This is a genomic window from Streptomyces sp. NPDC051684, assembly GCF_044453445.1.
In the GTDB taxonomy this organism is placed as follows: domain Bacteria; phylum Actinomycetota; class Actinomycetes; order Streptomycetales; family Streptomycetaceae; genus Streptomyces.
In genome coordinates, this window is record NZ_JBITCS010000003.1 from 119,577 (window position 1) to 141,701 (window position 22,125).

Consider the following 22,125-nt stretch of genomic DNA (forward strand, 5'->3'; position numbering starts at 1 on the left):
CGGCTGGTCGGCCCGTCTACTTGGCCTGCGACAGGTCGTAGAACGTGCTGCTGCCGACCGTCACCTTCGTGAAGTTGGCCGCGACCCACTTCGTGATCTTCGACGAGCTGCCGGAGCTGCCGGACCCGGCGGATCCGCCGCCGATGAAGTAGTGGATCTTTCCGTCCGCCACGTACTGCTTGAACTGGGCGAGCGTCGGGGACGGGTCGGTGCCGTTGAAGCCGCCGATCGCCATGACCGGGGATCCGGTGGCCAGTTGGTAGCTGGACTGGTTCTGCGAGCCGATGGTGGCCGCGACCCAGGTGTAGTCGTCCGCGTTCTGCTGGAGGAGCTTCTTGGCCTTGCTGCTGACCTGGGCGCCGTTGAGGAGGCCGCCCATGCCGCCACCGCCTCCGGCCTTTCCGCCTGCCTTGCCGCCGGCCTTCTGGTTCTGGTGGTTCTGGCCGGGCATGCCGCCGCCGGGGAAGCCGCCCTTGGCGTTGGCGCCGCCGCCGGTCGGAGGCCGAGGCATGCCCCCGCCCTGGCGGTTCTGACCGTTCTGGCCGTTCTGACCGCCGGTCTTGCCCTTCTGGCCCGGCATTCCGCCGCCGCCCGGGAAGCCGCCCTTGCCGCCGCCCCCACCGGGGCCGCCCATCATGCTCGCCCCGGAGGGACCCGCCGTCACGATCGACCCGGTGTGCCCGGTGTTCAGCGTAGAGACGGTGTACGCGGTCGGGGCCGCAAGGGACACGGCGAGGCCCAACCCCGCCGCACCGAGCGCCAGTCGACGGTTCAGCCGGCCCGCGAGGGCGAGGCCGAGGCCCGCCACGAGGCCGCCGACCAGCACGGCCCACCGCAGCCACGGCAGATAGTCCGCGGTCCGGCCGAGCAGCACGTACGCCCACACCGCCGACGCCACGACCGCGGCGCCGAGCGTCACCGACCAGGCCACCCGCGCCCGCCGCTCCCACAGCGCGACCGCGCCCATGCCGACGACCGCCGCGAGATACGGGGCCAGGGCCACCGTGTAGTACTGGTGGAAGATGCCCGCCATCAAGCTGAAGACCAGGCCGGTCATCAGCAGCGAGCCGCCCCACGCGAGGAACGCGGCGCGCGTCAGGTCCGTGCGCCGGGCCTTCCACGTCAGGATCACGCCCGCGACGAACAGGATCAGCGCGGCGGGGATCAGCCACGAGATCTGGCCGCCGATCTCGGAGTTGAACATCCGGGTGAGGCCGGTCTCGCCCCACTGCCCGGTGCCGCCGCCCACGCCGCCGCCACCGCCGCCGACCGAGCCGGTCTCGTCGCCGTTGATGCGGCCGAGGCCGTTGTAGCCGAAGGTCAGTTCAAGGAACGAGTTGTTCTGGGAGCCACCGATGTACGGCCGCGAGGACGCGGGCCACAGCTCGACGATCGCCACCCACCAGCCGCCCGCGACGACCATCGCCAGGGCGGACAGGGCGAGTTGACCGAACCGCTTGCGTACCCGGACCGGCGCGAACACCGCGTAGAGGACGGCCAGCGGCGGCAGGACCAGGAAGGCCTGAAGGGTCTTGGTGAGGAACGCGAGGCCGACAGCGACGCCCGCCCAGACCAGCCACTTCGTACGGCCGTGCTCCATCGCGCGCAGCACGCAGTGGACCGTGACGGTCATCAGGAGCGCGAGCAGCGCGTCCGGGTTGTTGAAGCGGAACATCAGCGCGGCGACCGGGGTCGTCGCGAGCACCACCATGGCGATCAGGCCCGCGGCGGCGCCGAACCGGCGGCGTACGGCCGCGTACAGCACCCCGGCCGTGGCCACCGCCATCAGCACCTGCGGGGCGAGGATCGCCCAGGAGTTGAGGCCGAAGAGCCGCACCGACAGGCCCATCGGCCACAGCGCGGCCGGCGGCTTGTCGACGGTGATCGCGTTCGCCGCGTCGGACGAGCCGAAGAAGAACGCCTTCCAGCTCTCGCTGCCCGCCTGCGCCGCCGCCGAGTAGAAGGAGTTGGCGTAGCCGGACGCGGAGAGGTTCCAGAAGTAGGCGGCCGCGATCACGAGGAGCATCGCGAGGAAGGCCGGGCGGGCCCAGCGCGGGTTCTCGGGCCGCTCGGGCGTCGCCCCCGAAGCGGTGTCGGCGGCGACGTCGTACGTGGGTCGGACGTCTGTGGTCATCGCTGGGTCCCGGAGTCGGTTTCGTGGCGCTGGTCGTTGAACACCCACGCCCTGAAGAGCAGGAAGCGCAGGATCGTCGCCGCGAGGTTGGCCGCGATCAGGACGATCAGCTCGGTGGAGTGCGAGGGGTTGCCGGAGGCCGTGTCGAGGGCGGCGAGCGAGCCGCTGGTCAGGGCCCAGCCGATGCCGAAGACGACGATGCCCTGGGCCTGGTGGCGCACCGCCTTGTCCCGGCCGCGCACCCCGAAGGTGAGGCGCCGGTTGGCCGCCGTGTTGGCGACGGCCGAGACGAACAGCGCGGCCGCGTTGGCGAGTTGCGCCCCCGAGAACGTACGGAAGCCGGAGTACAGCAGCAGGAAGAGCAGCGTCGACAGGGCGCCGACGACGCAGAAGCCGAGCAGCTGACGGGCCAGTCCCCGTGGTACGTCGGTGAGTTCACGGTCGCGCGGGTCGTCGCCGAACGGGCGCGCGAGCCGGTCGAGGGGGAGCGAGCCGGTGGCGAGCGCCCTGCCGACGCGCCAGACGCCCTTGAGGTCGTCGGTCGCCGTCCTGACGATGTGCACGGTCGAGTTCGGGTCGTCGACCCAGTCGACGGGCACCTCGTGGATCCGCAGCCCGGCCCGCTCCGCGAGCACCAGCATCTCGGTGTCGAAGAACCAGCCGGTGTCCTCGACCAGCGGCAGCAGCACCTGCGCGACATCGCGCCGGATCGCCTTGAACCCGCACTGGGCGTCGGAGAAGCGGGCCTGGAGCGAGCCGCGCAGGATCAGGTTGTAGGTGCGCGAGATGAACTCGCGCTTCGTGCCGCGCACGACCCGGCTCGCGCGGGCCAGCCGGGAGCCGATCGCGAGGTCGGAGTGGCCGGAGATCAGCGGCGCCACCAGCGGAAGGAGCGCGTTCAGGTCGGTGGACAGATCCACGTCCATGTACGCGAGGACCGGCGCGTCGGACGCCGACCACACGGTGCGCAGGGCGCGCCCGCGGCCCTTCTGCTCCAGGCGGAAGTACGTGGCCTCCGGCAGTTCGGCGGCGACCTCGTGCGCCACCTGGGGCGTGCTGTCGGTGGAGGCGTTGTCCGCGACGGTGATGCGGAAGGGGTAGGGGAAGGTGCGGACCAGGTGGTGGTGCAGCCTGCGCACGCACTCGCCGAGGTCCTTCTCCTCGTTGTAGACGGGGATGACAACGTCCAGGACCGGCACATCGCCGCTGCCGGCAGGGAGGTGCTCCCGCGCCGGCAGCGCCCCGAACCTCGCGGAGGCGGTGCTCGCGGAGACGCTGGGTTCGATGCCCGGAGAAGAGTCGGTTCGCATGCCACCGACATTCACCAACTGCCCTGTTAGGGCTGTGTGGTGAGGCTTTGGGCGGGCTGTGAGAAATTCCAGCCCCGCACACTCAAGCCCCGCCGGCGATTGAAGCGCGGGGCGACAAAAATCAAGCCCCGCCGGCGATTGAGGCGCGGGGCGACAAAAATCAAGCCCGCGGGCGATTGAAGCGCAGGGCGACAAAAATCAAGCCCCGCCGGCGATTGAGGCGCGGGGTCCGGGGCAGAGCCCCGCGACGTCGGCACGGTTGGCCCCCACGTCCGCGTGCACCGGCAGACGCACGGTAAAAACGGTGCGGCCAACCGCACTCTCGACCGTCACAGACCCTCCGTGCGCCGCCGCAACCGCCTGCACAATGGCAAGCCCAAGCCCCGTGGACCCCGCCTTGCGGGACCGCGAGGAGTCACCTCGCGCGAACCGCTCGAAGACGCGCGGCAGCAGCTCCGCGGGGATGCCCGGCCCGTCGTCCTGTACGTCGAGACAGACCCACGGACCGTGCCGGTGCACGCGCGCGGTGACGGTGGTACCTGGCGGAGTGTGCGTACGCGCGTTCGCGAGCAGGTTGACCAGGACCTGATGCAGACGCGCCGAGTCGGCGAGCACGGTGGCCGGTTCATCGGGGAGGTCAAGACGCCACGTGTGGTCCCGGCCCGCGGCACGGGCATCGCTGAGCGCGTCGACGACGAGCGGCGACAGATCCGTCGGCTCGTACGACAGCGGCCGCCCGGCATCGAGCCGGGCCAGCAGCAACAGGTCCTCCACGAGCCCGGTCATCCGGTCCGCCTCGGACTCGATGCGGCCGAGCGCGTGCCGGGTGTCGGGACCCGTCTCCTCGCGGCCGCGCCTGGTCAGCTCGGCGTAGCCGCGGATGGAGGCCAACGGCGTACGCAGCTCGTGGCTGGCGTCGGCGACGAACTGCCGCACCCGCGTCTCGCTCTGCTGACGCGACTCCAGCGCGCCGTGCACATGGTCGAGCATCCGGTTGAGCGCGGCGCCGACCTGGCCGACCTCGGTCCGGGGGTCGGCCTCGGACTCCGGGACGCGTTCGTAGAGAGTCACCTCGCCGCTGTGCAGCGGGAGTTCGGATACCCGGGTCGCGGTCGCGGCGACTCGGCGCAGCGGCCGCAGATTGACGCCGACCATGATCGCCCCTGCCGCACCCGCCGCCACCAGCGCCGCCGCGGCGACGAGCAGCTCGGTGACGATGAGCTTGTTGACGGTGGAGTCGACCTGGTCGGTGGGGCGGCCCACGTAGAAGTCGCCGTTGGATCCGGAGACGTACTGGACGCGGTAGCTGCCGTAGCCGGGGAGGTCGACGGTGTGCGTGGAGTCGTCGTCGCCGCGCGGGACGTCCTCCAGGGCGTCGAGCACCGCCTGGGAGAGTCCGTCGGTCCGCAGTTGCCTGCCGCCCTCGGGATTCGTCGACTCCACGCTGATCTTGCCCTCGGTGGCCTGCCCGTCACTGACCTCCGCGCCGAGGGTCCCCGCGGGGGAGCCCAGGGTCACGAACGCCAGGTCACCGAAGTCCTTCTGTCCCATGGGGCCCGCCCCGGGAAAGTCGCCCTTCGGCCCGCTCGCCCGCATCGCTATGCCGTGCACCTGCTTGTCGAGCTCCTCGTACAGGTACGAGTGGAGCGAGACGGCGGACACGACACCGATCACGGACGCCACGACCGCCATCAGCGCGACGGCCGTGACGACGAGCCGGGTACGCAGGGTCTGGGGCCGGCCCCTGCGCTTCACGACGTCGTGGTGGCGGCCATGGCCGGCTTGATCAGATAGCCGGCGCCGCGCCGGGTGTGGATCATCGGCTCGCGCCCGGCGTCGATCTTCCGGCGCAGGTACGAGATGTAGAGCTCGACGACGTTGGCCTGTCCGCCGAAGTCGTACGACCACACGCGGTCCAGGATCTGCGCCTTGCTGAGCACGCGCCGCGGATTGCGCATGAGGAAGCGCAGCAGTTCGAACTCGGTGGCGGTGAGGTGGATGTTGTCCCCGCCCCTCGACACCTCATGACTGTCTTCATCCAGCATCAGATCGCCGACGACGAGCACGGACTCGCTGCGCCGGTCGGCGGCGCCGGTCCTGCGGATCAGCCCGCGCAGCCGTGCGACGACCTCTTCCAGGCTGAACGGCTTGGTGACGTAGTCGTCGCCGCCCGCCGTGAGCCCGGCGATCCGGTCCTCGACGGCGTCCTTGGCGGTCAGGAAGAGCACGGGGATCTCGGGCAGCTCGCGGCGCATCCGGCCGAGCACGCTGAGCCCGTCCATGTCCGGCAGCATCATGTCGAGCACGACGGCGTCGGGCCGGAACTCTCGCGCGGTCTGCACGGCTCCGGCCCCGTCGCTCGCGGTGCGCAGCTGCCAGCCCTCGTAGCGCAGGGCCATGGACAACAGCTCGGTGATGGACTGCTCGTCGTCCACGACAAGCACCCGGACGGGGCTCCCGTCCGGCCTCAGCAGTTCGGTACGCCCCTGGGGCGAGATCGCGGTCATGGCGCAAGCTTGCGATGCGCCTCTGAGAGCGGCCTTTCCCGAAGCTGTGAAAACTCTGAGAAACGCATGAGGGTCCCGGCTCAGCCGATCCCGAACAGCGCGGCGGCGTTCTTCCTGCACACGGCCCGCACCCAGTCGTCCCCGAGCCCGAGCCGCTCGATGGCCTCCAGCTGATGCACGTACGGGTACGGGATGTTCGGGAAGTCGCTGCCGAGCAGCACCCGGTCCCCGAGCGCCGCGAGCCGCCCCAATTCGCCCTTCGGGAAAGGCGCCTGGCGCTCGACGAAATCGGTGAACGCCATCGTCGTGTCGAGCCGCACCCGCGGGTACCGCTCGGCGAGGTCGAGGAAGTCCGTGTACTCGGGCATCCCCATGTGCGCGACCACCAGCGGCAGCCGGGGGTGGCGGGCGAGCAGCCGGGCGATGGGCTCGGGACCGGTGTGCTTTCCGGGCGCGGGGCCCGAGCCGCAGTGCGTCACGATCGGCGTCCCGGCCTCGGAGAGCAGTCCCCACACGGGGTCGAGCAGCGGATCGTTCGGCTCGTACGCCCCCACCTGCACATGCGCCTTGAACACCCGCGCCCCCGCATCCAGCGCCTCGCGCACGTATGCCTCGACGCCGGGCTCGGGGAAGAAGGTGGCGGTGTGCAGACAGTCGGGCGTGCGGGCGGCGAAGTCGGCCGCCCACTCGTTCAGCCAGCGCGCCATGCCCGCCTTGTGCGGATACAGCATCGACGTGAAGGCCTCGACGCGGAACTCCCGCAGCCGGGCCAGCCGCTCGCTCTCCTCCTCGCGGTACGTGATCGGCCACTCGCTCCCCACGAGCGGCCCGGCGGAGTCGAAGTACGCCCACACCTTGCGGAGCACGCGCTCGGGCATGAAGTGGGTGTGCACGTCGACGAGGCCGGGGAGCCGGTACCGGTCGAGAAACGCGGCGACCTGCTGGGGCTCGGAGTCGAGGCGGTCGCCGTGGTCGGGGCAGCCGGGGCGGCCGGGGCCGGGCTCAGTCACGCTCGAACTCCTGACTGCGCTCGACCTTGGCGACATGCACGGTGTACCGCTCGTACCACTCGGCGCGCCCCTGCTTCTGCACGGCGCGGTGCTCGCCGACGGAGCGCCACTGCTCGATGGCTGCGGAGTCCCGGAAGTACGAGACGGTGATCCCGAGCCCGCCGGGATTGCGCGCGGACTCGTGCCCCAGGTACCCCGGTATCTCCTTGACCAGCTCGTCCATCCGGTCCGCGGCCTCCCCGTAGCCGCGGTCCCCCGGGGTCCGCACGGAGCTGAACACCACGACGTAATAAGGCGGTTCAAAGGCGGGCAACGGCCGGACCGCCGGCCCGTCAGCCGCATCGGCGTGATCACTCATGTCCATACGATCCCTCGTTCCCCGGCCCGGGAAAAGGGGATGGGCCGACGCACCGGGCCGACCGACTAGAAAAGCCCACCCTGCACCCCCGGTACCTCCCGCACCGCGAGCCTCGCCGCCCCGGCCCCGCCGGCACCCTCCGGCACCCGCTCCAACGGCCACCCGGCGAGCACCCTTGTATCGACGACGAGCCGCCGCTCACCACCGGCCTCGACGAGATGCAGATCGGGCCCGGCGGCAGCGGCCACCCGCCCGGCGACGACGGCCCCTTCCCCGAGCTCGCTGACGACGGCTTCGACCCGATCGATCCCCGCCAGCCCGAAGACCTCCCCGTGATCCACCACCCGGCACGGCAACCGCTCAAGAGACTCGGGCCACTGGTCGAGCACCGCCGCGACACCATGCGCCCGCACCAGCTCGGCACCCCGCTCCTCGACCGCCGGCAGGGCGCCCCGCACCGCGCGCTTGCGCTCGTACGGAATCCGGTCCGGCACCCCGAGCGCCACGCGCAGCAACTCCTCGGCCCGCCGCGCCGCCATCAAGGGCCCCCGCCCCAGCCACGTAAAGGCAACGGCCCCCTGCTCGAGCAGCCGATCGCTCCCCCTCCGGGTCCCCGTGATCCCCACCTTCACGAGCCCGTCCCCGAACCACGCCAAATACACGTGGTACGGCCGCGGGTCATCGGCGATGGTGTCCGCGGCCACGGACCGCGCCCGGTCGATCCCGGCACACTCCGCGCACTGCGCCCGCGTCCCCCGCACCGGCACGGTGTCCCGCCCCGGACAGACGGTCCACCGCCCGCCCCGCCACACCCCGAGACACCGCCGCTCCCCACCGACCCGAAACGCGACGCTCTCCCCGAACCGCACCCCGCTCTCCCGCTCGCCCCCGCCGTCCCCCACCCACCCGAAGACCGGCCCGCCCCCACGCCACCGCATTCCGGTGCACCACCACGTCATACGAGCCAGGATGACGCACGGCACTGACAACGCCCGGACAACGCAAGAGGCCCCGGACTCATCGTCCGGGGCCTCTTGTCTGTGTGCACTCGGCAGGATTCGAACCTGCAACCTTCTGATCCGTAGGCGCGTGCGCGTGCCGGGCACCCCCTGATGTCCCAAGCAAAAGCGGCGCGTGCCCGAGGCCGAACGGTCGTGGCTGTCTGCCAGTGTGCGCCACCGTTGATGTCAGGAGTTGATGTCAGCCGGGGCCCGTCCAACGGCCAAGAGGTGCGAGCTAGCAGCCAGCAACTCCGGGTACGGCTCAGCCATACGGGCCGCCTCCATGGCCGATGCGATCAACTCATCCGTGGGCCCGTCGCCAGGCTGCTGCTCGGCTGCCTTGACGAGCGACCACGCCGGGCCCTCGATCCCGAAAACCTGTACCTCCGTGAGCCCGGATGCCACCAGTTCCGAGACCAGCTCCTCTGCCCTGTGGAAGTAGGAGAGGGTGAACCCTCGGACGCCGTCATAGACAGCGGTCTCAAGAATCTTGGAGACAGAGTCCCGGATTCTCTCCGTGTGCAGGTGAGCGTACGTCACGTGCTCGAACAGGGAGGCGTACCGGTTGATTGCTGCTGCTGCGACCAGTCCACCCGGCTTCACCACGCGGCGCGCCTCTGCCAGCGCAGTACGCCGGTCCTCTGGGTCCGGCAGGTGGTAGAGCGGCCCGAGGAGCTGCACCACGTCGTAACTGTCGTCCGGCTCACCCAGGTCCCGCGCGTCCCCCACGACCGCAGAGCACACGGCTGACGCGTGATCGACGTGACGCGGCACTGGGTCCACCAGCGTCACGTCATAGCCGTCCTTCACCAGCCACTCGGCATGAATTCCAGTCCCCCCACCAACATCGAGCACACGAGCTGGAGCGGGGGGCAAAAATCGTCGGAGAAGCTCTTGAGTCCTGACCAGCTCCATCCGCCCGTCTGCCGAGCTGCGCAGACGGCTGTCCTCGTTCACTGTCTCGCCGTAGAACCGCATCACGGAGGGAGCCAATTCGAGATTCGACATGCCCGCAGTATCGTGTGTACCGGTGGACCAGTCCAGCGTGCGAGGTAGGGAAAGCCAATGGCTGTTCTGAAGTACGAGGAGATCGCCGAGTCACTTCGGACCCGCATCGCCGCAGGTGAGTACGCCCCCGGCGAGGTTATCCCGTCCGGTCGAGACTTGGCCGAGCAGTGGGGTGTGTCACGCGCTACTGCCATCAAGGCCGTGGACGTACTCCGCAATGACGGTGTTGTCGTGGCCAAGCAGGGGACCGGGTTCGTGGTCACGGAAACCCCCGTCGCACGTCCCGCCGGCGCCCGGCGGGCCGGATCGGCGCGCATCTTGGGCGGGATGCCGTTTCTTCGGGTCGGAGCACCCGACTGGGCCGAGCCTCCCCCGCGCGTCGCCACCGCGCTTGGGCTCGCGCCCGGCGTCATGGCTCTCCGTCGTGTCCGGGTGCTTCAACTTCCGGACGGGAGTCCCAATAGCTGCGTCGAAGCGTGGTTCCCGCCTGAGATCGGAGAGGCGGCACCCCGACTCTCCGACACAGCCCCAATCGCCGAAGGCACGACGCGCTACGTCCGGCGTCAGACCGGGCGCTTCCCTGCGGAAGGGGTCGACATCACAACCGTTCGCCTCGCCACGGACGTTGAGGCGGAACGACTGGCGGTTGATGAGGGAAGTGCGGTCGCAGTCCTCCTGCATACGGCCCATGACCAGGAAGGACGACCGTTGGTCTGCGAAGAGGGTGTCACGCCTGCCGCATTGTTCGAACAGGTTGATACCTACGCAATGTAGGACAGGAGAGACACCTAGCTGGACCGGTCCGCCGGTCCAGCTTTTTTGATGGCTAATCAGGCCCTCTGACGTGCACGAACTCTCCAGCCCGCCAGCCAACTCCGATTTCATCGCTTGACTGGACCGGTCCACCGGTCCAGTCTGTAGACGCAACGCCAAGGGCCCCCGCAAGGGGGTCATGAGGCCCCGTTTCGGCGGGGGCGAGGGACCCGGACCCCTTGGCAGTCCGGAGGGCTTAGGTCGAAAGGCCACGTCTCCATACGCCTGTAACGGGAGCTCGTGTTCCCGGAGGAGACACCGCACGACCGCACACCGCACCACCGCACCACCGCACCACCGCACCACCGCCCCGATGGTCGTAGGCCGGGTTCGACTCCCGGCCGGGGCAATGCGGTCACGCCTGACCGCGCACCTGCACCACCAAGGGATCACCCATCAACGGCGCGCACCCCCGGAGCGGCTACTCCGGGGGTGCTGTTCGGGCCGTTGCTACCTGCTAGGGAGAACACGACCCATGAACCACATCGTCACTGTTCAGGAAGCTGTTACCGCCGCCGAGTGCTTCGACTCGATGGAGCCCACGAACGCGGAGCTGGACGCCATCGACCGCGAGATGCCCGTGATCCTCGCGAGCGTCGACCTGCTCGACGCGCACATCATCACGCTCGACCGCACGCCGACCGAGGTCGACGAGCGGCGCATCCGCCGGGCCCGCCGCCGGGCGCTCGCTGCCCGCGTCGCCCTGCTCAACCGCACCGCCGAGCAGACGGGCGGTGTCGCATGAGCGCCGTACGAGACCTGTCCGCCGCGCACGCCGAGGTGAAGGCGGAGATCACGCGGACCGACAGCAAGGCCAGTCTCCTGCTCGCCTTCATCGGCGCCGTACTGGCCGGCGTGTGGAGCGCGGGCAAGGACGCACCGGTCACCGCCTACGCACTCGTTCCCGGCCTGGCCGGGGTCGCGGTGCTGGTCGGTGCGGCCGCGCTGCTGCTGTCGTCGGTCCGGCCGAACCTGTCCGGCCGGCACGGCTTCCCGCTCTGGGCCACGCTCACCCCGGAGCAGATCCGGGAAGCGGTGGCCACCGACATTGCCGCCGATATCGCGGGCCTGTCCCGCATCGCCGTCGTGAAGTTCACCGCGCTGCGGCGCGCGATCGACCTGACCCGCATCGGCGGCATGCTGCTGATCGTGGCCACCGTGATCACGCTCGGGGGTGCGGCATGAACCTTCACCGCAAGGGCCGCACGGCCCTCGTGCTCGCCCTCGTGGCCGTGGTCGGGATGGCGTTCCGCGTCTCCTGGAACGCGCTGCGGGACATCGCGAACGCCATCGGCGCTGACGACACGGCCGCGACCCTCTACCCGTTCGTGGTCGACGGCCTGATGGCCCTGGCCCTGATCGCCACCCTCGTGCTCGCCGGACGGGACCGGACGTTCGCACTGAGGGTGCTGGGCACCTACACGATCGCCTCACTGGTCCTCAACTACGTGCACGGCCTGGTCCCCGAACTGCACGGCCGCACGGTCGACTGGGGTCGACTCGCGGAGTGGGACCCGGCGAACTGGGCGCTCGTACTGCTCGCCACGAGCCTTCCGGTCGGGTCAATCTACTTCGGTTCGGACCTCGTGGCGAAGGTGCTGCACCACCGCCCCGCCCCGATCCCAGCTCCGATCGAGAATGCGGAGGAATCCACCGAGACCGAGAGGAATCGGTCTACGGCTGACCTGCCGGTATCGACCCCCGCGCCGATCACCGCGAACGCCAAGGAACTGCCCCGACCGGTCGCGGTCGGCTTCCTGAAGTCGACCTTGCCGACCAAGCCCGTGAAGGCGATCGAGTCGACCCCGGCCCGCCCGATCGAGGTGCGACCGGCGGCTGCCGAGTCGACCCGCCCGCGCGGCGTGACGGGCCGTGTCCCGGACGCTGCGAAGTCGACCCGATCGAAGCGCACCCCGGCCGAACTCCTCGCCGAGGCGCGCACGGTCACGGCCGATTGGCCGGACGCCAAGGTGACCGCTGAGGGCATCCGCCGGGAGGTCCGCACGTCCCCGGCGAACGCCCGGACGCTGCGTGACACCCTGCGCGCCGAGCGCGCTGCGGCAGTCGCCTGATGGCCACCCTCCCCGTCTACCGGTGGAACCTCGCCCCGGATGGGATGGCCACGCGCCGTCAGCTCCGGGCGCGCGGCCTACGCCCCGGCGGTCAGGACGTCGCCGCCCAGTTGGAGCGGCCTCGGCGCCGTCGGGGCCCGCTGATCGCCTACCTCTACCGCGTCGACCGAGCGCTTCCCGTGCGGCCGATGACGCCGGGCAGGTGGGCGGCCCTGGACCGGGCGAACACCGCCCGCCGCACCTGCCCGCAGTGCCGCCGTGATGCCGGATACGTCATCCCGGTCTCGCTCGGCATGTGCGTGCCCTGCCACGACAACCCCACCTCTCTTGCCGCGTGAGCTGCGGCGATTCGTGATCGGAGACGCTGTGAAGCACACCATCACCACGCACCAGCTCCGGGCCCGCCGCGACCTGGAACGCGACACCAAACAGCTCGCCCCGCACGCGATGCGGCAGGTCAGCCGGGCCGTGAACGGCCGGATGCCCGCCGTGGAAATCACCCTCACAAACGCCAAGGGCCTGGCCGAACTCGGCGTGCAGGCCGAGGTCGAGCTGTCCGGCTGCACCGACCGCCGGGCCATCGACAAGGCCCGCAAGGCCACCCTGCGCCACGCCCGTGACGCGGCCGGCCGCGCGATTCCCCGCGCCGACGGATCGGTCCTGGTCCTGGTCAACAGCGAGCAGCACCGCACCCGCGAGGACATCGCGACCACCCTCGTACACGAGCTGACGCACGCCATGCAGTTCTCCCGCCGGGGCGTCCTGGACGTGATCGTGCGGGACCTGCGCGCCGCCTACGGCGTGGAACGCCAGTCCCGCCGCGACGCCCGTGAGTTCGAGCGGGCGCTGAAGGACCACGAGCGCGAGGCGTACGACACCGAACGCCTCGCCGCCAACCTGCACTGACCCACACCCCTCGCCTGCCAGGGCCCACGTGCTTGGGCCCTGGCTCCCCCTGCCCGTTTCCGGGCTGTCTGGAGTCAACACGCATGAGTGGCAACGTCGTTCACCTGCACAAGAACCCCGACACCACCCCCGAACCCACCGCCAACGTCACCACCCTGACCGTGGTGCCCGAGCCGCGTCCGGTGCCCCTGTGGGTGCGCTCCGGTCGGGCGGTGCGCAAGGTCACCACGGTCGACAACGCCCGCACGGCGGGCCGACTCGGTGTCCGGCACACCACCTACGTCCTCGGCGGGACGCGGATCGTGGCCCGACGCGCGTGGGACGGTCGTACCGCGGCCCGCTACGAGCGCATGCTTCGTGCCGCCGAGGCGGCGGGGAACTACGAGGTGGCGGCCGAGTGGGAGGAGCGCGGGCAGAAGTACCGCGAGGCTCGCCACCGCCGCCGCATGGACTTGCTGACCTCACCGGTCGACGCCGCCAAGGGCGCCGCCGCTGGGGTCGGGCTCGGTGTGGGCGGTCTGCTGCTGCTCGGCATCGCCATGGCCGTGGCCACCAAGGAAGTCGGCGACGTGGTCACGCCGTTGATGGCGGTCATCGACTTCATCCGCCTGATGATCTGGATCGTTCAGGTCACCTGGGGGCCGCTCATCACCGTCGGCCCGCTGCTCGCGCTGCTCGGCCTGTGGGAGGTCGGCCGACGTGCGCAGGCGGCCCCGTACTGGGCACTGCCGGACAACGTCCGCAGCTCCGAGGGTGACCCGATCACGCCGTCGATCGTGGTCAAGGCTCTGCGCGACCTGGGTGTTGCCCCGCTGAAGAGCGCCATCAAGGACATGGGTGACGCCGGCGCCTCGATGCTCGGTCCGATCCGGATCGCCGGATGCGGAGTCGAGGTCGACGTGACGCTTCCGTCCGGGGTGTCCACGATCGAGGTGCAGAAGCGCCGGCGGAAGCTCGCGGAGAACCTGACCCGGCACGAGCACGAGGTGTTCATCACGATCCCCGAGGCGGCCCGCACGGTCCGCCTGTGGATCGCCGACAGTGGTGCGCTCGATGAGCCGATCGGCCCGTCGCCGCTGGTCACGGATGACTCGCTCAAGGCCGACTACAGCAAGGGCAAGGCTCCGTGGGGTCAGGACCTGCGCGGCGATGCCGCCGCCCTGAGCGTCTATCAGCGCCACTTGCTGATCACGGGCCTGTCCAACCAGGGCAAGACCGCCGCCCTGCGCGCGCTGGCCCTGTGGCTGGCGCTCGATCGGTCGGTGGAGTTCTGGATGGGTGACCTCAAGGGCGTGGGCGACTGGGACATGTTCGACGGGCTCGCGACCCGGCTCATCCAGGGCCCGACCGACGAGCACGTCATCCAGGTGACCGAGATGGCCGAGGACGCGGTGAGCGAGATGAACCGCCGCCTCCAGGCCCCGCCCGGAACGGTGTTCCCGCCGCTGATCGTGATCGTGGACGAGGCGCAGGTCGCGTTCATGTGTCCGCTCAAGGACGAGGACAAGCGGCCCTACGGCGGCTCGTCGTCCACGTCGCGGTACTTCATGGCGGCCCGCAAGATTCACAACCAGGGCCGCGCGGTGAACGTGCTGCTGTGGCAGGGCACCCAGGACCCCACCGACCAGAACCTTCCCAAGCTGGTCCGCGAGGGCGCCCACACCCGCGCCTCCCTCGCCCTCGGTACGGAGTCGCAGGCCCGCATGGCGCTCGGCGACAAGGCCGTTGACGGCGGGGCCGCCCCGAACCTGCTGCGTCCGGGTCTGGACAAGGGCACGCTCGTGGTCGCGTCCGACGGGATCGAGATCCCCAAGGGCCAGTCCTCCATCACGGTGCGCACGCACTACATCAGCACCGATGACGCCAAGGTCATCGCTGACCGCGCGAAGGCGCTGCGGGATGGCGTCACCACCCTGCACGTGGTCGAGCGGGGTGAGGAGCGCGACCCGCTCGCGGACATCCTCACTGTGCTCGGCGACACCGCCCGCGTCCTCACCCAGGACGTGCTCAAGCGGCTCGCCGCGCTGAATGAGGACGCCTACGGCACGTGGTCGTTCGCTGACCTGACACGGGTCCTCGACGGCACCGGTGCCGAGCCGTACAAGTCCGACGGGCGCATGGTCGTCGGCAAAGAGCGCGTCTCCCGTGCACTCGCCAACCGCAACACCGACGGTTCCGTTTCCGCCGAAGGATGACAGGGAGCCGACCCCGCCCGGGGCAGGGAGGCAGGGAGAACTCCCTGGCCGCCTCCCTGCCCTGCCTCCCTGGCCCTGACCTGCGAAAAGGATCAATCAGGGAGTCAGGGAGGCGTACAGGTCAGCACCCCTGAAACCCCCTCCACAGCGCACCCCCGAGGGTGTGTCTCCGCCTCCCTGGCCATCGGCCGGAAGGGATTCCGCATGCTGCCCGAACCCGCCCACCACACCGCCGTCCAGGCGCCCGTTATCGTCCACCAGGCCGCCCCGATACAGCCCGTACAGGCCGCGCCCGTCGTGGTGCAGCCGGGCCACATCCCCACGGTGCAGACCATCGTCCTGCCCGACGGTCGCGCGGTCACCGGCTACGCCATCAACCCCGTCCACCCCGAACCGGTCGCGCCCAAGCCAGCCGTCTCGCGGGCTGCGGTGAACGCCGCACTCGGCGGCGTCGGCTTCCTCGCCGTCTGCGGCGGCCTGCTGCTGCTCACCACGTTCATCGCCGCACTCGCCGCCCTCATCCAGCAACTCATCATCCTGGCCGCCGTCATCTTCGGCGGGTTCATCGCGGTGCAGGTGCTCGGCGCCTCGCGCGGCGGGACCACGGTCAACATCCGCAAAGCCGTGATCAAGCGCAACCACTTCCACGGCTAGCTACGCCAAGGGCGACCCCCACCTCACGCCAATGACGCGGGGCCGCCCTTGTCCACCAGCACCCTGCAACAGGACTGGAGACACCCAGCATGACGCAACCCATCCCCTCCGTCTCCCTTGAGTGCTTACCGATGCTCGCCGCCGCCCTCACGGCGGCCGAACACGGCTGGCACGTCTTCCCCTTGCGTCCCGGCGCCAAGAGGCCCGCCCTCCACGGCGAGACCGCCTGCCCCCGCACCGGACAGTGCGCCGGCGGGCACGTGAAGTGGGAGCAGCGCGCCACCACCGACCCCGATCGCATCCACGCCGCCTGGTCCACCGGCCCGTTCAACGTAGGCATCGCCACCGGCCCCTCCGGGCTGCTGGTCGTCGACCTCGACAAGCCGAAGGACAAGGGCAGTTCGGACGCGCCTGACGGCGCGGCAACCTTTGGTGCGCTCTGCGAGCGCTCCGGGCACGCCGTCCCCGACACCTACCGGGTGCGGACCGCAAGCGGCGGAAGGCACCTGTACTTCACCGCCCCGCCGAATACCCGGATGACCAACACCGCAGGCACCATCGGTGAGTTGATTGACACGCGGGCGTGGGGCGGGTACGTCGTCGCGGCGGGCAGCACCACCCCGACCGGAGCCTACGAATCTCTCAGCGGCTCTGTGGCGCTCCCACTGCCCGAATGGATGCAAACCATCCTGAAACCGGCTCCCAAGCCGCCTGCGGGCCCCCTGAGGCTTCCTGCGGCCGACGGGAGCCGCGCGGCACTCGCCGCACTCGACGCCGAATGCCGCATCGTCGCCGGGGCGCCCGAGTCTCAGCGCAACACCACGCTGAACCGCAGCGCGTTCAAGGTGGGGCGGTTCGTCGCGTGGGGCGACATCGCCCGGCACGTGGTGGAGGAGGCCTTCCAAGGGGCGGGGGAGTCGAGCGGACTCACGCCGGCCGAGTGCCGCACGACGATCCGCAGCGCCCTGGACAGCTCCGCCCGCACCGTCCGGCCACGGGAGGTGGCATGACCACCGACCCCCGCATCCCCTTGGAAGGCCAACCCGCCACCCCGACAGGGCTGCACGCCGCCCCACAGCCTGTGGACGCGGGAGGCGTGGGCGCCCGAAAGGAGGTCGCCGAAGGCGTCCGCACTGCCCATGGTGTGGACCCGCACGGCGACGACGGACGCCGCCCCATCGCCTGGCTGACCATCAACGCGCCCGGCAACGGCCGCACCCCCACCGCGACCTCGTGGTGCGTGTGCGGCCGCGACCTGCGCGCCCGAGGGCAAGCCGACGTGTTCGCCCTCGTGGCGAGCCACGACTACCACCGCACCGTGTGCCCCCTGCGCAACTCCGAGGAAGGAAGGGCCGCCGCATGAACAGCCCCATCGACGGCGCCGCACTGCTCGACGAGGTGGAAGCCTTCCACCGCCGCTTCAACGTCTTCCCCACCGACGCCGCCTACGTCGCCGTGGCGTTGTGGGACGCACACGCGCACCTGCTGGACTGCTTCGACTCCACCCCGCGACTGGCGTTCCTCTCCCCCGAGCCGGGGTCCGGGAAGTCCCGGGCGCTGGAGATCGTGGAAACCCTCGTGCCACACCCCATGGTCGCCGTGAACGCGTCCGCCGCCGCCCTGTTCCGGGCGGTCTCCGGCGCCGACGGGCGGCCCACGATCCTCTTCGACGAGATCGACACCATCTTCGGCCCCAAGGCCGGAGACAACGAGGACCTGCGCGGCTTCCTGAACGCCGGACACCGCCGGACCGGCGTCACCTACCGGTGCATCGGCGACGGCGGCAACCAGACAGTTCAGGCGTTCCCGTCGTACTGCGCGGTCGCGATGGCAGGACTCGGCTCCCTGCCGGACACCATCCTCACGCGCTCCGTGGTCATCCGGATGCGCCGGCGGGCACGCAACGAACGGGTCGAGCCGTTCCGTGCCCGCATCCACGAGGCCGAAGGGCACAAGCTCCGCGACCGGCTCGCCGAATGGGCAGAGCAGGCACGAGGGTTCGTCCTCGGAGCCTGGCCGGACATGCCCGACGGCGTCACCGACCGGCCCGCCGACGTGTGGGAACCGCTGCTCGCCATCGCCGACGCCATCGGCGGCACCTGGCCCGAGCGGGCCCGGGAAGCGTGCGTGACGCTGGTCAAGGCGGCGCAGACCACCGACAAGCACAGCGTCGGCATCCGGCTGCTCACCGACCTGCGCGACCACGTCCTGATCGGCATGGACAAGCTGCCCACCATCGCCATCCTCGACCGGCTCAACGCCCTCGACGACGCCCCATGGGCCGACCTCGACGGCAAGCCCCTCGACAACCGGCGCCTGGCCCGGATGCTCGCCGAGTACATGACCGCCGACAACACCCCCATCCGATCCCGCAACATCCGCACCGCCGGAGGGGTGCTGAAGGGCTTCCATGCCGAGGACCTGACGGACGCGTGGGCGCGCTACTGCCCGCCTCCCTCCCAGGAGTCCGCTACATCCGCTACGCCGCTACAGCCCAGCTCAGAGCCCCTGACTCTGTAGCGGCACCGCAGCGTGTAGCGGCTACACCCGCTACGGCGTAGCGCATGCGTAGCCGCTACACGCCACCCCTCCGCTACAAAAACACCCCCGCTGACCTGCGATGTAGCGCTGTAGCGGATGTAGCGGACTTTCCAGAAGGGGGCCAGGGCCCCCCGCCATGCACTCCCGGAGGTTCGACGTGCTCACCGCCGTACCCGAGACCCCCGAAGCCATGACCGTCCCGGAGGTCATGAGCGCTCTCCGCATCAGCCGCTTCAAGGTCTACGACCTCATCCGCTCGAACGAACTCCCCAGTTTCAAGATCGGGCGGGCCCGCCGCATCCCGGTCGACAGCGTCCGCGCGCTCATGCGCGACCGATTGGAGGAAGCTGCCTGATGGCCAAGCGACGCGCCAACGGCGAAGGAACCATCACCAAGCGGAAGGACGGTCGCTACCAGGCAGCCGCCTACGTCTACCGCCCGGACGGGACGCGGACGCGGAAGTTCGTCTACGGCCAGACCCGCGACGAGGTGGCCGACAAGCTGACCGAGCTGCAAGAGAAGACCCGGCAGGGCATCCCCGCCGCGTCGTCGACGATGGCCTTCGGCGACTACCTGACGTACTGGCTCGCCACCATCGCTCCGGCCCGGCTCAAGCCCGCAACGCTCAACAGCTACGAGGGCTTGACCCGTCTCTACATCCGGCCGGCGCTCGGCAAGAAGCGACTGAACAGGCTTTCCCCTGCGGACGTCCGCCGCTTCCTTACGGAGTTCAAGAGCGCGTGCCTGTGCTGCCTGCGCGGCGCAGACCGCGACCGGCCCGAGGGAAAGCGCGCGTGCTGCGCCGTGGGGAAGTGCTGCAAGCGGCTCCCGTCCGCCCGGACCGTCCAGTACATCCACGCCGTGATGCGGTCCGCCCTGCAACAGGCGATGCGCGAGGAACTGATCGCTCGGAACGTCGCCCGCATCGTCGAAACCCCCACCGTCACGCCCAAGGAGGTGCGTCCCTTGGACGCTGCGGAGGTACGTCTCCTACTGAAGACGGCTCGCCCCCATCGGCTGTACGCCCTCTGGCTGCTGCTCGTCTCGACCGGCCTGCGTCGTGGGGAAGCGCTCGGACTTACGTGGTCTGACGTGGACCTCGCGAACGGCCAGCTCCGCGTGCGTCGGAACGTGCAGCGCATCCGGCGGGAGTTGCTGTTCGGGACGCCCAAGACGACGCGTTCGATCCGTACCGTGCCAATGCCCCGGCACCTCGTGCGCGCGCTCACTCAGCACCAGTTCCAGCAAGAGCGGGAGCGCAAGGTGGCGGGGAAGAAGTGGCAGCCGGCGCCGGGCCAGCCGGACGGCCTGATCTTCACCACGATCACGGGGCGCGTCACCGATCCCCGGAGCCTGAACCGGATGCTCACCATCCTGTGCCGGGACGCGAACGTGCGCCGGGTCCGTGTTCACGACCTGCGGCACACCTGCGCGTCACTCTTGCTCGCACAGGGGGTGGATGCCCGCACGATCATGGAGACGTTGGGCCACAGCACGATCACGATGACGCTCGACACCTACGCGCACGTGATGGCCACGACGCTGCGGGCGGCTGCGGAGCGCATGGACGACGCGCTGAACCTCGACGACTCCGACGACGAGCCGGAAGGGGAGGGAGAGGGCGACTGACGACAGGTTTCCGACCGCGTTGATGTCACCCGTTGATGTCAAAGGCCCCGCCGGGCGAACCGGCGGGGCCTTTGACCTGTGTGCACTCGGCAGGATTCGAACCTGCAACCTTCTGATCCGTAGTCAGATGCTCTATCCGTTAAGCTACGAGTGCTTGTCTTTTCTTTTTTGTTGTCTCCCGTTCCCGGCCTTTCGGCCCGTCCCGGCGACAAGAAGAACATTACATGACTGCCGCCGCCATGTGAAATCCGATTGCCCCACCTACCCTGACCTGCGAAAACGCACTTCGGGGCGACCGACGACCACACCCTGGAACCACGCCGACCCCGGCCCCGAAGGACCCGGGCTTCGACTCTTCGCGCCTCATCGGCCCGACATGTGAGCCCCGCAACGAACCCCCGAGATCAACTTCCGTCGACTCCGCCCCGCTGCCCGACCGGGCGGAGCCGCCGCTCACGGTGCACAAGTGAGGCCACACACCCGCGTGGACCGGTGGACGGACGGGGTCAAGCGCCGCGCCGAGCGCCGGGACCTCCTGACGCGCCTCGACCGCCTCATACGGGACGAGGTGAGGCGGCGATGAAGCTGCGGGTGAAACACCGGCTGCGCCATGGGGCTCGTCATCGGCGACTGGCATACGGACCAGGACGGCGACAAGGATTCATGATCATTAACATCCTGGTCCGGATCACGTACGCGCTGATCTTCGGCGGCATGGTCGCCTACGTCGCCCAGGGCCTGTTCCACGACGGCTGGGTGTCGGCCGCCTTCGGAGCTGTCACCGTCGCCGCCTTCGGCGTCTGGAACCTGCGCCGGGCCACAGTGCCCCGCGACCGCCAACTCGGTAGCTCCGGCAGGCGCATCAGCCGGTTCATGGCCACTCGTACCGGCCTCGCGGTCATGGCCGTCGCGCTGGTGCTGGCCCTGGGGCTCGTCTGGCTCGGCGGGGGCGACTGCCCCTCGACGGACGCCGCCGGGAAGTGCCGCATGCCCAGCCACATGAACTGGTGACCAGGGCAGGCATGCCGCTTCCGCTCGAATTGGCCGGAAACGACTCAGGGAGCCCATGCCTTACGACATGGACTCCCTGGTCTGTGGGCGGAGGCGGAGGGATTTGAACCCTCGATGGGGGGTAAACCCCAAACCGCATTAGCAGTGCGGCGCCATAGACCGGACTAGGCGACGCCTCCAGCGCAGCCCCCTCTCGCGGATGTGCGAGTGGGTGCGTGCAGATGATGACACAGCGGAGCGCCGCGTCACCAATCGCCCCCCACGGTACTAGGAGGGCAGGCCACAGGGCAAAGCCTGGGGTGTCGGGCGCAACGTCGGGGTGGGTACGGGCGTTGAACACGGCATGTTCATGCGCATCTCTTCCCAGCTTTCGTCCAGGCTCCCTTCGCAGCCCTCGTCCCGGCTCTCCTCCCGGTTCCTCGGCTCCGTCGCTACCGTCGTCGGCCCGCTCGCCCTCCTCGCGGCCACCCCCGTCGCCGCACACGCGGACACCGGCGCCGGCCTCGGGCCCGGGCTCGACCACCTGACCGTCACCGTCACCGAATCGGACAACGGCAGCGACGGGACGTACGAGCTGGACTGTTCGCCCGTCGGCGGGACGCACACGGACCCCGCCGCGGCCTGCGGACGGCTCGAGGAGCTGGAGGCCGAGGGCGTCGACCCGTTCGCTCCCGTCGCAGGCGACGCGCGCTGCACCATGCAGTACGGGGGCCCGGCCACTGCCCGCGTCACGGGCAACTGGCACGGCCGCGCCGTCGACTCCTCCTACGCGTTGAGCAACGGCTGCGAGATCTCGCGGTGGCAGCAGCTGGAGCCCGTGCTGCCTGCGACCGGGCCGTGACCCTCGGTCCAATGGTCACAGGGTCGTGACTCGGCGCGCTCGGGATCCCCACATCCTCTACGTGGGCTCCGTCGCATCCGGCGCCGCTCGTCCAACCACTGCCCGTAGACTCCCTCCCGTGATACGCCGCGGACC

The 22,125-nt window shown here is 70.1% G+C and carries 22 protein-coding genes, 2 tRNA genes and 1 pseudogene; 15 read left to right on the forward strand and 10 right to left on the reverse strand.

The genetic code is table 11. The features are described from left to right. Positions 1-16 precede the first annotated feature (16 nt). The 8 genes and pseudogenes from ACIA8D_RS04805 to ACIA8D_RS04840 all read right to left on the reverse strand — a co-directional run bounded on the left by ACIA8D_RS04805 (position 17) and on the right by ACIA8D_RS04840 (position 9,328). Positions 17-2,134, reverse strand: coding sequence for an ArnT family glycosyltransferase (locus tag ACIA8D_RS04805; protein WP_399228708.1), 2,118 nt, complete (start codon positions 2,132-2,134; stop codon positions 17-19). A 26-nt stretch (positions 2,135-2,160) separates the two neighbouring features. Next, positions 2,161-3,444: pseudogene (locus tag ACIA8D_RS04810) on the reverse strand (glycosyltransferase); the annotation flags it as partial. A 198-nt stretch (positions 3,445-3,642) separates the two neighbouring features. Then, a complete protein-coding gene (locus tag ACIA8D_RS04815; RefSeq protein ID WP_399229090.1) occupies positions 3,643-5,136 on the reverse strand; it encodes an ATP-binding protein in 1,494 nt (497 codons plus the stop codon). A 59-nt stretch (positions 5,137-5,195) separates the two neighbouring features. Continuing rightward, positions 5,196-5,951: a response regulator transcription factor gene (locus tag ACIA8D_RS04820; RefSeq protein ID WP_399228710.1), complete on the reverse strand. Its 756-nt coding sequence runs from the start codon at positions 5,949-5,951 to the stop codon at positions 5,196-5,198. A gap of 80 nt (positions 5,952-6,031) precedes the next feature. Next, positions 6,032-6,997 carry an amidohydrolase family protein gene (locus tag ACIA8D_RS04825; RefSeq protein ID WP_399228713.1) on the reverse strand — a complete coding sequence of 322 codons (966 nt, stop codon included), beginning with the start codon at positions 6,995-6,997 and terminating at the stop codon, positions 6,032-6,034. Further along, positions 6,954-7,244, reverse strand: coding sequence for an antibiotic biosynthesis monooxygenase family protein (locus ACIA8D_RS04830; RefSeq protein ID WP_399228714.1), 291 nt, complete (start codon positions 7,242-7,244; stop codon positions 6,954-6,956). The genes ACIA8D_RS04825 and ACIA8D_RS04830 overlap by 44 nt, the downstream gene beginning before the upstream one ends. Positions 7,245-7,384: 140 nt before the next feature. Then, on the reverse strand, positions 7,385-8,257 hold the full coding sequence (locus ACIA8D_RS04835; protein ID WP_399229092.1) for a DUF2797 domain-containing protein: 873 nt from the start codon (positions 8,255-8,257) through the stop codon (positions 7,385-7,387). A 249-nt stretch (positions 8,258-8,506) separates the two neighbouring features. Then, positions 8,507-9,328 carry a class I SAM-dependent methyltransferase gene (locus ACIA8D_RS04840; RefSeq protein WP_399228716.1) on the reverse strand — a complete coding sequence of 274 codons (822 nt, stop codon included), beginning with the start codon at positions 9,326-9,328 and terminating at the stop codon, positions 8,507-8,509. Positions 9,329-9,385: 57 nt separating this feature from the next. Between ACIA8D_RS04840 and ACIA8D_RS04845 the strand changes: the two genes are divergently transcribed. From ACIA8D_RS04845 to ACIA8D_RS04905, 13 genes are all read left to right on the forward strand, one after another. Next, the gene (locus ACIA8D_RS04845) at positions 9,386-10,102 is read left to right on the forward strand and encodes a GntR family transcriptional regulator (RefSeq protein ID WP_399228717.1); all 717 of its coding nucleotides are present in this window, start codon (positions 9,386-9,388) and stop codon (positions 10,100-10,102) included. 514 nt (positions 10,103-10,616) lie between these two features. Beyond that, positions 10,617-10,886: a DUF6284 family protein gene (locus ACIA8D_RS04850; RefSeq protein WP_399228719.1), complete on the forward strand. Its 270-nt coding sequence runs from the start codon at positions 10,617-10,619 to the stop codon at positions 10,884-10,886. Continuing rightward, a complete protein-coding gene (locus ACIA8D_RS04855) occupies positions 10,883-11,326 on the forward strand; it encodes a Pycsar system effector family protein (RefSeq protein WP_399228720.1) in 444 nt (147 codons plus the stop codon). Before ACIA8D_RS04850 ends, ACIA8D_RS04855 begins: the two co-directional genes overlap by 4 nt. Then, positions 11,323-12,213, forward strand: a complete 891-nt coding sequence (locus ACIA8D_RS04860; RefSeq protein ID WP_399228722.1) for a DUF2637 domain-containing protein — start codon at positions 11,323-11,325, stop codon at positions 12,211-12,213. Before ACIA8D_RS04855 ends, ACIA8D_RS04860 begins: the two co-directional genes overlap by 4 nt. After that, positions 12,213-12,551: an RRQRL motif-containing zinc-binding protein gene (locus tag ACIA8D_RS04865; protein WP_399228724.1), complete on the forward strand. Its 339-nt coding sequence runs from the start codon at positions 12,213-12,215 to the stop codon at positions 12,549-12,551. Before ACIA8D_RS04860 ends, ACIA8D_RS04865 begins: the two co-directional genes overlap by 1 nt. Positions 12,552-12,579: 28 nt before the next feature. Further along, a complete protein-coding gene (locus ACIA8D_RS04870) occupies positions 12,580-13,119 on the forward strand; it encodes a hypothetical protein (protein WP_399228726.1) in 540 nt (179 codons plus the stop codon). An 83-nt stretch (positions 13,120-13,202) separates the two neighbouring features. Next, positions 13,203-15,314 carry an ATP-binding protein gene (locus ACIA8D_RS04875; RefSeq protein WP_399228728.1) on the forward strand — a complete coding sequence of 704 codons (2,112 nt, stop codon included), beginning with the start codon at positions 13,203-13,205 and terminating at the stop codon, positions 15,312-15,314. A gap of 204 nt (positions 15,315-15,518) precedes the next feature. Beyond that, positions 15,519-15,968, forward strand: coding sequence for a hypothetical protein (locus ACIA8D_RS04880; RefSeq protein ID WP_399228730.1), 450 nt, complete (start codon positions 15,519-15,521; stop codon positions 15,966-15,968). Between the two features lie 89 nt (positions 15,969-16,057). Further along, complete coding sequence (locus tag ACIA8D_RS04885) at positions 16,058-16,978, forward strand: bifunctional DNA primase/polymerase (protein ID WP_399228732.1); 921 nt, start codon at positions 16,058-16,060, stop codon at positions 16,976-16,978. Beyond that, positions 16,975-17,331 carry a hypothetical protein gene (locus ACIA8D_RS04890; RefSeq protein WP_399228733.1) on the forward strand — a complete coding sequence of 119 codons (357 nt, stop codon included), beginning with the start codon at positions 16,975-16,977 and terminating at the stop codon, positions 17,329-17,331. The genes ACIA8D_RS04885 and ACIA8D_RS04890 overlap by 4 nt, the downstream gene beginning before the upstream one ends. Next, a complete protein-coding gene (locus ACIA8D_RS04895) occupies positions 17,328-18,488 on the forward strand; it encodes a DUF3631 domain-containing protein (protein WP_399228734.1) in 1,161 nt (386 codons plus the stop codon). The genes ACIA8D_RS04890 and ACIA8D_RS04895 overlap by 4 nt, the downstream gene beginning before the upstream one ends. Before the next feature lie 178 nt (positions 18,489-18,666). Then, positions 18,667-18,864, forward strand: a complete 198-nt coding sequence (locus ACIA8D_RS04900; RefSeq protein WP_399228735.1) for a helix-turn-helix domain-containing protein — start codon at positions 18,667-18,669, stop codon at positions 18,862-18,864. Further along, on the forward strand, positions 18,864-20,138 hold the full coding sequence (locus tag ACIA8D_RS04905; RefSeq protein ID WP_399228736.1) for a tyrosine-type recombinase/integrase: 1,275 nt from the start codon (positions 18,864-18,866) through the stop codon (positions 20,136-20,138). Before ACIA8D_RS04900 ends, ACIA8D_RS04905 begins: the two co-directional genes overlap by 1 nt. Positions 20,139-20,219: 81 nt before the next feature. On the opposite strand, the gene ACIA8D_RS04910 is transcribed toward ACIA8D_RS04905, so the two are convergent. Continuing rightward, positions 20,220-20,292, reverse strand: a tRNA-Arg gene (locus ACIA8D_RS04910). A gap of 509 nt (positions 20,293-20,801) precedes the next feature. On the opposite strand from ACIA8D_RS04910, the gene ACIA8D_RS04915 reads away from it, so the two are divergent. Continuing rightward, positions 20,802-21,149, forward strand: coding sequence for a hypothetical protein (locus ACIA8D_RS04915; RefSeq protein ID WP_399228737.1), 348 nt, complete (start codon positions 20,802-20,804; stop codon positions 21,147-21,149). Between the two features lie 88 nt (positions 21,150-21,237). Here the strand turns inward: ACIA8D_RS04915 and ACIA8D_RS04920 are convergent. Continuing rightward, a tRNA-Ser gene (locus tag ACIA8D_RS04920) sits at positions 21,238-21,328 on the reverse strand. A gap of 170 nt (positions 21,329-21,498) precedes the next feature. Here ACIA8D_RS04920 and ACIA8D_RS04925 point away from each other — a divergent pair. Then, positions 21,499-21,990, forward strand: coding sequence for an SSI family serine proteinase inhibitor (locus ACIA8D_RS04925; protein WP_399228739.1), 492 nt, complete (start codon positions 21,499-21,501; stop codon positions 21,988-21,990). The last annotated feature ends 135 nt before the right edge of the window (positions 21,991-22,125 follow it).